Raw genomic sequence first — 13,576 nt, 5'->3', positions numbered from 1 at the left:
TGGACGCATCCGTCGAGCAGATCGTCGAGGCGCTCAGAAAGTCCATGCTGGACAACGAACGCCTGCGCCGGCAGAACGCCGACCTCGCAGCCGCCACCAGCGAGCCGATCGCCGTGGTGGGCATGGCCTGCCGCTTCCCCGGCGGCGTCACCTCCCCCGACCAGCTGTGGCAGCTGGTCGCCGACGGCCGCGACGCCGTCTCCGCCTTCCCCGCCGACCGCGGCTGGGACATCGAGGGCGTCTACGACCCCGAACCGGGCAAGAACGGCCGCACCGTCTCCCGCGAGGGCGGCTTCCTGCACGACGCCGCCGACTTCGACCCCGCCTTCTTCGGCATCAGCCCCAACGAAAGCCTCGGCATGGACCCCCAGCAGCGCCTGCTGCTGGAATCGTCCTGGGAGGCCGTCGAACGCGCCGGCATCGACCCGCTGTCCCTCAAGGGCAGCCGCACCGGCGTCTTCGCCGGCGTCATGTACCACGACTACGGCTTCGGCAGCAGCGACGGCAGCCTGGTCACCGGCCGCGTCGCCTACACCCTGGGCCTGGAGGGCCCGGCCGTCACCGTCGACACCGCCTGCTCCTCCTCCCTGGTCGCCCTGCACCTGGCGGTACAGGCCCTGCGGGCGGGGGAGTGCACCCTGGCCCTGGCCGGCGGGGTGACCGTGATGACCAACCCCGACATGTTCGTCTACTTCAGCACCCAGCGCGGCCTGGCCCCCGACGGCCGCTGCAAGTCCTTCGCCGAGTCCGCCGACGGCGTCGGCTGCTCCGAGGGCGTCGGCATGCTCCTGGTCGAGCGCCTGTCCGACGCCCGCCGCAACAACCACCCCGTCCTGGCCGTCGTCCGCGGCAGCGCCGTCAACCAGGACGGCGCCTCCAGCGGCCTCACCACGCCCAACGGCCCCTCCCAGCAGCGCGTCATCAAACAAGCCCTGGCCAGCGCCCAGCTCACCCCCGACCAGGTCGACCTGATCGAGGCCCACGGCACCGGCACCACCCTGGGCGACCCCATCGAGGCCCAGGCCCTCCTTGCCACCTACGGCCGCGCACGCCCCGCCGACCGGCCGCTGTGGCTGGGCTCCATCAAATCCAACATGGGCCACACCCAGGCCGCCGCCGGCGTGGCCGGCATCATCAAGACGGTCATGGCCATGCGCCACGCCACCATGCCCAAGTCCCTGTACGCCGACCAGCCCTCCACCAAGGTCGACTGGGACGCCGGGGCGGTGGAGCTCCTCACCGAGCCGCGTCCCTGGCCGGCCACCGACGACGGCCGCCCGCGCCGCGCCGGCATCTCCTCCTTCGGCCTCTCCGGCACCAACGCCCACGTCATCATCGAAGAACCCCCGACCACACCCCGGACACCGGCCGACACCCAGGCCCCGGCGACCCCCCACACCACGACCACCGGCTCACCGGCGGTGCCGTGGGTGATCTCCGCGCGCGGCGCCGGCGCACTGCCCGCCCAGGCCGAGCAACTGGCCCGCTGGGTGGAGGAACGCCCCCACCTCACCCCGGCCGACATCGGCTTCTCCCTGCTCTCCTCCCGTGCCGCCCTCGAACACCGGGCGGTGGTGGTGGGCCGCACCCGCGAGGACCTCCTGGCCGCGCTCACCGGGCTCGGCGACGACGCGGTGACCCGGTCGCGTCCCTCGGGCCGCACCGCCGTGCTCTTCACCGGCCAGGGCAGCCAGCGTCTGTCCATGGGCCGGGAGTTGTACGAGGCGTTCCCGGTGTACGCATCTGCTTTCGACGCGGTGTGCGAAGCGTTGCAGGGCCGGCTGGAGCGGCCGTTGCGGGAGGTGGTGTTCGGTGAGGACGCCGACCTGCTCAACCGCACCGTGTTCGCGCAGGCCGCGCTGTTCGCCGTGGAGACGGCGCTGTTCCGTCTGCTGGAGTCGTGGGGTGTGCGGCCGGACTTCGTGGCTGGGCATTCCATCGGTGAGATCACCGCCGCCCACGTCGCCGGTGTCCTGTCGCTGGAGGATGCGGCTGCGCTGGTGGCGGCGCGGGGCCGGTTGATGGACGCGCTGCCCTCCGGCGGCGCGATGCTCGCCGTCGAAGCCACCGAGGACGAAGTCCTGCCGCTGCTCGACGGTGTGGTGGGGATCGCCGCGGTCAACGGGCCGACCTCCGTGGTGGTCTCCGGCGCCGAAGCCGACGTGAAGACGGTTGACGAACACTTCCGTGCGCTGGGCCGCCGGGTGAGCCGCCTGCGGGTCTCGCACGCCTTCCACTCGCCGTTGATGGAGCCGATGCTCGACGAGTTCCGCACAGTGGCGGCCTCGCTGACGTATGTGGAGCCGAAGCTGGCCGTGGTGTCGAACGTGACGGGTGCTCTGGCGACGGCCGGGCAGCTGACTGACCCCGAGTACTGGGTCGGTCACGTGCGTGAGGCGGTGCGCTTCGCCGACGGGATCAAGGCCCTGCACGGCCAAGGCGTCACCCGCTTCGTCGAGTGCGGCCCCGACGCCGTCCTGACAGGTCTGGCCCGTCAGATCCTCGACGGCGTCGACGAGATCACCTTCGCCCCGGTGCTGCGCAAGGACCGGCCCGAGGACGTCACCGTACTGACCGCGCTGGGCGGGCTGTTCGCCTCCGGTGCGGCAGTCGACTGGGACGCCTTCTACGCCGCCCACGCGGCCGAGCGCGTGGACCTGCCCACGTACGCCTTCCAGCACCAGCGCTACTGGGTCGACGCGCACGCCGGGGTGAGCCTGGGCGTGTCGGCCGTGGGCCAGCACGACGTGGACCACCCGATGCTCGGCGCCTCGGTGGGACTCGCCGACACCGACGGTGTGGTGCTGACCGGCCGGCTGGCACTGGACTCACAGCGCTGGATCGCCGACCACGACGTCCTGGGCAGCCTCCTGCTGCCCGGCACCGGCTTCGTGGAGCTGGCGGTCCGCGCGGGGGAGCGGGTGGGCTGCGGCGTACTGGAGGAGCTGATCCTGCAGGCACCGCTGATCCTGCCCGAACGCGGGGGACTCCAGGTCCAGGTGTCCATCGGGACCCCGGACGCGGAGGGCCGGCGCACCCTGCACATCTACTCGCGCGACCCGGCCGCCGCGGCCGACGTGCCCTGGACCCTGCACGGCGTCGGCGCCCTCGCCGAGGGCACCGTGACACCCGCCGCCGACCTCACCCAGTGGCCGCCACAGGGCGCCACCCCTATGGACGTCAGCGGCATGTACGACCTGCTGTTCCGTCAGGGCTACGCCTACGGGCCCGCCTTCCAGGGCCTCAAGGCGGCCTGGACGCGCGGCGACGACGTGTTCGCCGAGGTGTCCCTGCCCGAGAGCGAGCACGCCGAGGCGCAGCGGTTCGGCCTGCACCCGGCCCTCCTGGACGCGGCCATGCACGCCCTGAGCCTGGGCGACAGCGGCGAGGAGCAGACCCTGCTGCCGTTCTCCTGGGGCGGCATCACCCTGCACGCGGTGGGCGCCACCGCGCTGCGGGTGGCCCTGCTGCGCGAAAGCCCCGGCACGGTGGCCATGGAGCTGGCCGACGCCACCGGGGCCCCGGTGGCCTCGGTGCAGGCGCTGGCCTTCCGGCCCGTCTCACCGGAGCAGCTCAGGGCGTCGGGCGGCTCCGTCGGCCAGTCGCTCTTCCGCGTCGAATGGAACGCCTTCACCGACACCGCGGGCAGCGCCGCCCTGCTCTCCTGGGAGGACGCGCTCACCGCCCGGTCCGTGCCCGACGCCGTGCTCTACGACTGCCCCGCGCCGACGGCGGGCCTCCTCGACGCCGTGCACACGACCAGCCGTGACGTACTGGGCCGGGTGCAGGAGTGGCTGGGCGAGGAGCGGTTCGCCGACGCCCGGCTCGTGGTGGTGACCCGCAACGCGGTCCATGCCCGCGAGGACGAGGTCGCCGACCTCGTCCAGGCCCCCGTGTGGGGACTGGTGCGCGCGGCGCAGGCCGAACATCCCGGCCGGTTCGTCCTCGTCGACACGGACGGCACGCCGGAATCCCTCAAGAGCCTGGCCGGCGTGGTCGCCTCGGGGGAGACCGAGGCCGCGATCCGGGCGGGCGAGGTGCTCGTGCCCCGGCTGGCGAAGGCCACGGCCGTGCAACCGCCGCCCGCCGAACGGGCACTGGACCCGCAGGGCACGGTCCTGATCACCGGCGGCACCGGCGGCCTGGGCGCGCTGCTGGCCCGCCACCTGGTCACCGAGCGGGGCGTACGCCACCTGCTGCTGACCAGCCGGCGCGGACAGCAGGCCCCCGGCGCCGACGAACTGGTCGCCGAACTCGCCGCACTGGGCGCCCAGGCCACCGTCGCCGCCTGCGACGTCTCCGACCGCCGGGCCCTGCGGGACCTGCTGGCCTCGGTACCCGCCCAGCACCCGCTGACCGGCGTGGTGCACGTGGCGGGCGTGGTCCACAACGGCCTGGTCGCCACCTGGCCGCCGCACTGGCTCGACGAGGGCTTCGGCCCCCAAGGCGGACGCCGCCTGGCACCTGCACGAACTGACCCGGGACAGCGACCTGTCGATGTTCGTGCTGTACTCCTCGGCCGGCGGCCTGGTCCTCGCCCAGGGACAGGCCGGCTACGCGGCCGCCAACGTCTTCCTCGACGCGCTGGCGGTACGCCGCCGCGCCGAGGGACTGCCCGCCGTCTCGCTGGCCTGGGGCGCCTGGGGCATCGACTCCGGCATGAGCCGGGAACTGAGCGAGGCCGACCTGGAGCGCATGCGCCGCCAGGGACTGCCCGCGTTCACCGCGGAGGAGGGCCTGGCCCTGTTCGACGCCGCGCTGGCGAGCGGCGAGAGCGTCGTCGTCCCGATGCGGATCGACACCGCCGTGCTGCGCACCCGCACCGGTGAGGTGCCGGCGCTGCTGCGCGCACTGGTGCGCGGCCCCGCCCGCAGGGCGGCGCGCGCCGAGGCGGGCACCGGGGCCGGTGCCACCGCGGTGGAGCTGTTGTCCGCACTGCCCGCCGCCGAGCGCGACCGCCGCATGCTGGAAATGGTGCGGGCCAGGGCCGCCGACGTCCTGGGCCACAGCCACTTCGAGGCCATCGACCCCGACCGGGGGTTCCTGGACATCGGCTTCGACTCGCTCAGCGCCCTGGAACTGCGCAACCGGATGGTCACCCTGGCCGACCGCAACCTGCCCCCGATGCTGGTCTTCGACCACCCCTCAGCCAGTGACCTGGCCGCCTACCTGACGGAGCTGCTGTTCGAGACCGACGCGCCCAGCGTGGACGCGGACCTCGTGGCGGCCTCCGCCGACGAGCTCTTCGACATCCTCGACAGCGAACTGGAAGTCTTCAAGTGAGCGGCGGGGTGGCGCCCCGCCACCCCGCCGCGACCGCCACCGCGCCCGGGCCGAAACCCGTAAGGCGCGGTGGCTTGATTTATAGGGGGCGGTAGGGGATGTCCCGGCCGCCGGGAACGGCAACATACTGCGCGCACAGAAGGAGGAGCCATCCCCCAGGAGCCCTCAGGAGTGTGTGTGATGAGCGAAGGCCCAAGACAGCCGCAGGACGCCCCGCCGCTTTTCCCCATGGAACGCAAGTGCCCCTTCCAGCCCCCGGACCAGTACGCCGGCCTGCGCGCGGACCAGCCCGTCTCCCGGGTGAAGCTCGCGGTCTCCGGCAAGGAGGTCTGGGTCGTGGCCCGCCAGGAGCACGTACGGCAGGTCCTGACCGAGCCCCACATGAGTTCGAGCTTCGTCAACCCCGGCTACCCGCTGCAGGTCCCCGTCCCCCCGGAAGCCCTCGCGGCGATGGAGACCCCGCTGGTGGCGATGGACCTGCCCCAGCACGCCCTGCACCGGCGGGCGATCATCCCCGAGCTGACCGTCAAACGCGTCCAGGCACTGCGCGAGCGCATCCAGGAAGTGGTGGACGAGCACGTCACGGCCATGCTGGACAAGGGCGGACCCCTGGACCTGCTCACCGAGCTGGCCATCCCCGTGCCCTCGCTCATCCTGTGCGAACTGCTGGGCGTGCCGGCCGCGGACATCCCCTACTTCCGTGACTTCGCCGAGCGCACCGTCCGCAACGACGTCACACCCCAGGACATCGCCCTGGCGATGGAGGAGATGGACGCCTACCTCGGCAAGCTGGTCACCTCCAAGGAGAACGAGCCGGCCGACGACCTGCTGGGCCGGGTCGTGACGAAGAACAGCGAGAGCAACACCCTGACCCACCGTGAGATCGTCGCCCTCGCCCGGATGCTCATCTCCGGCGGCTTCGACACCCTCACCAACATGATCGTCCTGGGGGTCGGGGTGCTGCTGGAGCACCCCGACCAGCTGGCGCACCTCAAACGGGACCCCTCCCTCACCAGGAACGCCATCGAGGAACTCCTGCGCTACCTGAGCATCGCCGACTCCGCGACCTCCCGCACCGCCACCGAGGACATCGAGATCGCGGGCGTCCTCATCCGCAAGGGCGAGGGGATCATCGCCCTGAACGGGTCGGCCAACCGCGACGAACGGGCCTTCGAGAACCCCGACACCCTCGACATCTTCCGCGAGATCGGCCTGCACTCCGCCTTCGGCCACGGCATCCACCAGTGCCCCGGATCCAGCCTCGTCCGGGTCGAGCTGGAGATCGTCTACAACACCCTCTTCGCCCGCATCCCGACCCTGCGCCTCGCGGTGCCCGCGCACGAGCTGCCCTTCAAGAAGTCCACGCTGATCCAGGGACTGGACGCGCTTCCCGTCACCTGGTGACACGCCGGGACCCCACCGCACACCCCCGCGGGACGCGGGACGAGGCATGCGGCATGCGGGACGAGGGACGAGGGACGCGGAAGCGAAGGAGGCAGAGAGCGGTGCGCATCACCGTCGAGCACGACCGCTGCATCGGCTCGGGCGCGTGTGTCTTCACACAGCCCGCCGTATTCACCCAGGACGAGGAGGACGGCCGGGTCGTCCTCCTCCAGGACGTCCCGGACACGCACGACCTGGCGTCCGTCGAACGCGCGGTGCTCCTGTGCCCCGTCTCGGCGATCTTCCTGGAGCGCGGCAAACGCCGCTGACCGCAGGGAGGTGCTGCCCGGCGCACCGCACCGGGCAGCACCCCCGCGGCGCGGCACCGGGGGAGCGGGACAGCCCGCCCCCCTCTCACCACGACGGGCCCGCACCGTGACGGTGCGGGCCCGCGCCGCGCCGTGCCGGGCGCCGTCACAACGTGCTGATCCACTCCTCGATGATCCGCGCGGTGTCCCCGGCCGCTTCCTCCAGGATGCTGAAGTGATTGGCCGCCACCGTCCGCACGGTGTGCGAGGGATCCCACGGCTTCGCCTGCCAGTCGTCCCCGTGCACGGCCGTGTCCTCGGCGCCGGCCGGGGAGAACGACTCGGTGCACTGCACGAACAGCACCGGCGCCCCGATCGGCTCCGTCACCAGCTTCGGTACGAGCTCCACGTAACGCCCCATGGTGGACAGCCGGTAGCTGTCGAACCTGCCCAGGGTCGACTCCTTCTCCAGCATGCTCAGCACCATCCCCTCGTCCAGGTCGTTGCGGCCGCTGTCGGCCCGGTAGCTGTCCAGCAGCACCACCGCGGCCGGCGCGGTGCCCCGCACCTTCTCCAGGTACTGCGCGGTGACGTGGGCCAGCAGCCCGCCCGCGGAATACCCCAGCACGACGAACGGCTCGCCGTCCGCCGCCACCAGCACACTCTCCGCCAGGGCCTCGATGGCCGCCCCGGCGGTGGCGGGCAGGCTCTCCTGGGAACCGAAGCCCGACACCGGCACCGCCGACACCTGCCGCACCCCGCGGAAATGCGAGGCCAGCCGCGCCTGCTGGTAGACCCCGCCGGTCGCCATCGGCGTACTGACACAGATCAGCCGGGGACTGCCGGGCCCCTCGGCCAGCTTCACCGGCGGCGGCGGCGCACCGAGGTCCTGCACCGAGGAGAAGCTGGGCCGCACATTGGCGACCGCGGCCAGCAGGTCGAACGCCTTCGCCATCGGCCCCGACAGGACGGCCCTGCGAAACAGTGCGCTCAGCGTGTCCGACGCGGCGTCGTCGTCCTGCGCCGGGCCCGCGCCGTGCGGCCCGCCGCCCGGCGATCCGGCCGCCGACACCGCGAACTCGCCCTGTACGAACCGGGCGAGCGCGGCGGGGTTCTTGTTGTCGAAGACCACCATCGCCGCAAGCCGCAGCCCGGTGGCCGCGTTGAGACTGTTGCGCAGCTCCATGGCGCTCAGCGAGTCGAAGCCCGCCTCCAGGAAGTCGCGCTCCGGATCCACCGCGTCCACCGTGCCGTGACCCAGCAGCGAGGCGGAATACTTCAGGACCGCCTCCGTCAGCACCCGGGTCTGCTCGGCCTCCTCCAGCCCGAGCAGCCGCTCGCGCAGGGAGTCCGCCGACGCGGCACCGGAGGCCGTACGACGCGCCACCGGGACCAGTCCCTTGAGGAGGGCGGGCAGCGTCGTCTGGCCGCGCAGTGCGGTGGTGTCGATCCGCAGCGGGATCAGCAGCGGCTGCCCGGGCCGGTCCACGGCGCGATCCAGCAGACCCAGCGCCTCCTCGACGGGCAGGGCGGGCAGGCCCAGCCGCGCCATCCGCGTCTCCGCGTCCGCCTGGGCGCGGTTCATGCCGGTGGCGGCGCTCCACAGGCCCCAGGCCAGGGAGGTCGCGGGCAGGCCCAGGTGGTGGCGGTGGGCGGCCAGCGCGTCCAGGAACGTGTTGGCGGCCGCGTAGTTGGCCTGCCCCGCGGCCAGTACCATGCCGCCCGCGGAGGAGAACAGCACGAACGCCGACAATTCCAGGTGCGCGGTCAGCTCGTGCAGATGCCAGGCCGCGTCCGCCTTGGGCGCCAGCACCCGCTCCAGACGCTCCTGGTCCACGTCCTGTACCAGGGCGTTGTCCATCACACCGGCTGCGTGCACCACACCCGACAGCGGGTACTGCGGGTCGATGCCGGCCAGGAGACGGGCCAGTGCACCACGGTCGGCCACATCACACGCGGCCACCCGCACCCGCGCCCCCAGCGTCTCCAGTTCCGCCACCAGGTCACTTGCGCCGGCCGCTTCGAGGCCGCGGCGGCTGGTCAGCAGCAGATCCTGCACCCCGCGCTCACGCACCAGATGCCGGGCCACCAACGCACCCAGACCCCCGGTGCCACCGGTCACCAGCACCGTCCCCGAACCCCACCCCACACCCGACACACCAACCGCATCCGGTACGTCCGCCGTGTCCGCCACCGTGCCCTCACCGGGAGCCAGAGCGCGTACCAGCCGGGGCAGCAGCACCCGGCTTGCGCGGACGGCCAGTTCGCTCTCCCCCGCCTGCACGGCACCCGCCACGACAGCGACGTCCGCGTCGGCGTCGAGGTCGACGACGGTGAAACGGCCCGGGTTCTCCGCAGCGGCGGCCCGCAGCACACCCCACACACCCGCCACCGCCACATCCACATCGGCCGTGTCGGTGCTGGTGTCGGTGGGGATGCTGACCGCGTTGCGGGTCACCACCACCAGCCGCGAGGAAGCCGCACGCGAATCGTCCAGCCACTGCCGCACCCGCTCCAGCACGGCACCGGTCACCGACCGGGTCCGCTCCAAAACCGAGCCCTCCGTGCGCGGCACCTCCCACACCACAACAGGCGGCAGATCCTGCGCATCCTGCACGTCGTCCCACAGCGGCAGGGGGGCAGTTTCAGTGGTGGCTGCCGGAGTCCAGTCCACCCGCCACAACGACCGCTCCAGTACCGCGCCGGCCGACTCCAACTGCCCGACCGATACGGGACGTCCGACCACCGAGCCCACCGACAGCACCGAGCCGCCCGCGCTGTCGGCCACGCGCACGCTGACACTGTTCTCACCGTCCGGCGTGATGTGGACGCGCAGGTTGGTGGCGCCGGTGGCCTGGAGCTGGACCTGGTTCCACACGAACGGCAGGACGGGTTCACCGTCGCGCTCACCGCTGTCGTCGACCAGCGCGGCATGCATGGCCGCGTCCAAAAGGGCCGGGTGCAGCGCCGAACTGCCGGGCCTGGTCATGTTCTTCCTGGGGAAGTTCGACCTCGGCGAACACCTCGTCACCACGCCGCCAGGCCGCTTTCAAGCCCTGGAAGACGGGACCGTAGGCATACCCCTGACGCAGCAGCATCGCGTAGGCGTCCGCGACCTCCACCCGCCGGGCACCGGCCGGCGGCCACACCGCCAGATCCTCACCCGCCACCACCGCGCCCGCATCGTTGTGGACGGTGCCCTGCGCATGCAGCAGCCACGGCGCGGCCTGCAGATCCTGCTCCCGCTGCGGACGCGAATGCACCGTCAGCGTCCGCGCACCCAACTCATCGGCACCGCCGACCGCCACCTGGATCTGCACACCCCCGCCCCGCGGCAGGACCAGCGGCGCCTGGAGCGTCAACTCCTCCAACACCCCACACCCCACCTGCTCACCCGCATACAACGCCAACTCCACAAACCCCGTACCGGGAAAGAGGATCACCTCGCTGACGACGTGGTCAGCGAGCCAGGGCTGGGTGTCGGTGGACAGCCGTCCGGTGAGGACCACGCCGTCGTCGTCGGCGAGGGTGATCGTGGCGCCGAGCAGGGGGTGTTCGGCGGTGTCGAGTCCGGCCGAAGCGACATCGGCGCCACCGTCCAGTGCGTCGAGCCAGTAGCGTTCGCGTTGGAAGGCGTACGTCGGCAGGTCCACGCGGGTGGCGCCGTGTCCGGCGTAGAAGGCGTCCCAGTCCACGACTGCGCCGGAGGCGAACAGCCCACCGAGCGCGGTGAGCGTGGTGACGTCCTCGGGCCGGTCCTTGCGCAGCACCGGCAGGTAGGTCACCTCGTCGACGCCGTCAAGGACCTGGCGGGCCAGGCCCGTCAGCACGGCATCGGGACCGCACTCCACGAACCGGGTCACGCCCGCACCGTGCAGGGCCTTCACCGCGTCCGCGAAGCGCACCGCCTCACGCACATGACTCACCCAGTACTCGGGGTCGGTCAACTGCCCGGCCGTCGCCAGGACGCCGCTCACGTTCGATACGACGGCCAGCTTCGGCTCCGCATACGTCAACGAGGCGGCCACCGTGCGGAACTCATCGAGCATCGGCTCCATCAACGGCGAATGGAAGGCGTGCGAGACCCGCAGCCGGGTGCTCTTACGACCCAGCGCACGGAAGTGCTCGTCAACCGTCTCCACGTCGGCTTCGGCGCCGGAAACCACCACGGAAGTGGGCCCGTTGACCGCAGCAATCCCCACCACACCATTCAGCAGCGGCAGGACCTCGTCCTCGGTGGCTTCGACGGCGAGCATCGCGCCGCCGGAGGGCAGCGCGTCCATCAAACGGCCCCGCGCCGCCACCAGCGTCGCTGCATCCTCCAGGGACAGGACACCGGCGACGTGGGCGGCGGTGATCTCACCGATGGAATGCCCGGCCACGAAGTCCGGCCGCACCCCCCACGATTCGAGCAGACGGAACAACGCGGTCTCCACGGCGAACAGCGCGGCCTGCGCGAACACGGTGCGGTTGAGGACATCAGCGTCCTGGCCCCACACCACCTCCCGCAACGGCCGCTCCAGCCGGCCCTGCAACGCTTCGCACACCGCGTCGAAAGCAGATGCGTACACCGGGAACGCCTCGTACAACTCCCGGCCCATGGACAGACGCTGACTGCCCTGGCCGGTGAAGAGGACGGCGGTGCGGCCCGAGGTCCGTGCGCGTACCGGCGTCCCGGTCGAGGCGGTGAGCGCGGCCAGCAGCTCTTCGCGGCTGCGGCCCACCACCACCGCCCGGTGCTCCAGCACGGCCCGCGAGGACACGAGGGAGAAGCCGATGTCGGCGGGGGCCAGGCCGGGATGGTCCCTCACCCACTGCGCCAGGCGCTCGGCCTGCGCGGGCAGCGCATCGGCGCCACGCGCGGAGATCACCCACGGCACCACCGACGAACTCACCGAACCCGTCGAACCCGTCGAACCTGGCGAACTCGCGACCGGGGCGGCGGCGTCGACCGGATCGGCCGGGGGTTCCGCCGGCGGGGGTTCTTCCACGATGACGTGGGCGTTGGTGCCGCTGATGCCGAAGGAGGAGATGCCGGCGCGGCGCGGGCGGCCGTCGTCGGTGGCCGGCCAGGGACGCGGCTCGGTGAGCAGTTCCACCGCCCCTGCCTCCCAGTCGACCTTGCTGGAGGGCTGGTCGGCGTACAGGGACTTGGGCAGGACGTCGTGGCGCATGGCCATGACCATCTTGATGATGCCGGCCACGCCGGCGGCGGCCTGGGTGTGGCCGATGTTGGATTTGATGGAGCCCAGCCACAGGGGCCGGTCGGCGGGGCGGTCCTGGCCGTAGGTGGCCAGCAACGCCTGGGCCTCGATGGGGTCGCCGAGGGTGGTGCCGGTGCCGTGGGCCTCGACCACGTCCACGTCGTCCGGTGACAGGGCGGCGCCGGCCAGGGCCTGGCGGATGACGCGTTGCTGGGAGGGGCCGTTGGGGGCGGTGAGGCCGTTGGAGGCGCCGTCCTGGTTGACGGCGCTGGCGCGTACCACCGCGAGGACGGGGTGGTTGTTGCGGCGGGCGTCGGCGAGGCGTTCCACCAGCAGGATGCCGGCGCCCTCACCCCAGCCGACGCCGTCGGCGGAGTCGGCGAAGGACTTGCAGCGGCCGTCGGGGGCCAGGCCGCGCTGGCGGCTGAACTCCACGAAGACCTCGGGGGTCGCCATGGTGGCGACGCCGCCCACCAGGGCCAGGGAGCATTCCCCGGACCGCAGGGCCTGGGCGGCCAGGTGCAGGGCGACCAGGGAGGAGGAGCAGGCGGTGTCGACGGAGACGGCCGGTCCCTCCAGGCCCAGGGTGTAGGAGATGCGGCCGGAGGTGATCGATCCGGCGGCGCTGCTGTAGGGGTAGTCGTGGTACATGGTTCCGGCGAAGACGCCGGTGCGGCTGCCCTTGAGGGTGGCGGGGTCGATGCCGGCGCGTTCGAGGGCCTCCCAGGCGGTTTCCAGCAGCAGGCGCTGCTGGGGGTCCATCACCAGGGCCTCGTTGGGGCTGATGCCGAAGAACGCGGCGTCGAAGTCGGCGGCGTCGTGCAGGAAGCCGCCCTCGCGGGCGTAGGTCTTGCCGGTCCGTCCGGGCTGGGGGTCGAAGACGTCCGCGTCCCAGCCGCGGTCGGCGGGGAAGGCGGAGACGGCGTCGCGGCCGTCGGCGACCAGCTGCCACAGCTCTTCGGGCGAGGTGACGCCGCCCGGGTAGCGGCACGCCATCGCGACGATCGCGATCGGCTCCCGTTGCGCGGCCGACATCTTGCGGTTCTGGCCGCGCAGCCGCTCGGTCTCCTTGAGGGATGCCCGCAGTGCCTCGACAAGACGCTGGTCGGAGTTCGCCATCTCGGTCTTCCCACTTCCCGTGTCACGTGGTGGATATTGGACAGGCGTCGAAGCGCCGGCGGGCGGGTGCCGCGACGCGGAACACCGGCTCGGAACGGCCCGGCGGTCGTCCCGGGAATTCCGGTTGCCGTGTCCCAGAACCGGGCGGGGGTGTTCGTGCGGGGCGCCGGATGCCGCGGGCCCGCGCGAAAGGAACGGTCAGCTCACGGTAGGGCAGTGCGGTACGGCCGTAACCCCTAAGAAGTCCCCTTAACAGGCCCCTTGGGGAAGTTGCCCGTG

The 13,576-nt window shown here is 72.2% G+C and carries 3 protein-coding genes and 3 pseudogenes; 5 read left to right on the top strand and 1 reads right to left on the bottom strand.

From position 1 onward, the window contains the following. Nucleotides 1-44 precede the first annotated feature (44 nt). From QFZ75_RS40895 to QFZ75_RS40875, 5 genes and pseudogenes are all read left to right on the top strand, one after another. Nucleotides 45-4,346, top strand: a pseudogene (locus QFZ75_RS40895) (type I polyketide synthase); the annotation flags it as partial. A gap of 118 nt (nt 4,347-4,464) precedes the next feature. Next, a pseudogene (locus QFZ75_RS40890) lies at nt 4,465-4,584 on the top strand (KR domain-containing protein); the annotation flags it as partial. Nucleotides 4,585-4,659: 75 nt separating this feature from the next. Further along, a complete protein-coding gene (locus tag QFZ75_RS40885; RefSeq protein WP_307545900.1) occupies nt 4,660-5,283 on the top strand; it encodes an acyl carrier protein in 624 nt (207 codons plus the stop codon). A 180-nt stretch (nt 5,284-5,463) separates the two neighbouring features. Next, the gene (locus tag QFZ75_RS40880; protein WP_307545898.1) at nt 5,464-6,687 is read left to right on the top strand and encodes a cytochrome P450; all 1,224 of its coding nucleotides are present in this window, start codon (nt 5,464-5,466) and stop codon (nt 6,685-6,687) included. Nucleotides 6,688-6,788: 101 nt separating this feature from the next. Beyond that, a complete protein-coding gene (locus QFZ75_RS40875) occupies nt 6,789-6,995 on the top strand; it encodes a ferredoxin (RefSeq protein WP_307545896.1) in 207 nt (68 codons plus the stop codon). A 145-nt stretch (nt 6,996-7,140) separates the two neighbouring features. On the opposite strand, the pseudogene QFZ75_RS41315 reads toward QFZ75_RS40875, so the two are convergent. Then, a pseudogene (locus QFZ75_RS41315) lies at nt 7,141-13,264 on the bottom strand (type I polyketide synthase). Between the last annotated feature and the right edge of the window lie 312 nt (nt 13,265-13,576).

The organism is Streptomyces sp. V3I8, assembly GCF_030817535.1.
GTDB lineage: Bacteria > Actinomycetota > Actinomycetes > Streptomycetales > Streptomycetaceae > Streptomyces.
Note: the sequence above shows the minus strand (reverse complement) of the source record. Positions and strands in the feature narration are given on the sequence as shown.

Bases quoted from the DNA above. Each gene is read 5' to 3' on its own strand.
- QFZ75_RS40885 (WP_307545900.1), top strand. From the start codon at position 4,660: ATGAGCCGGGAACTGAGCGAGGCCGACCTGGAGCGCATGCGCCGCCAG.
- QFZ75_RS40880 (WP_307545898.1), top strand. From the start codon at position 5,464: ATGAGCGAAGGCCCAAGACAGCCGCAGGACGCCCCGCCGCTTTTCCCC.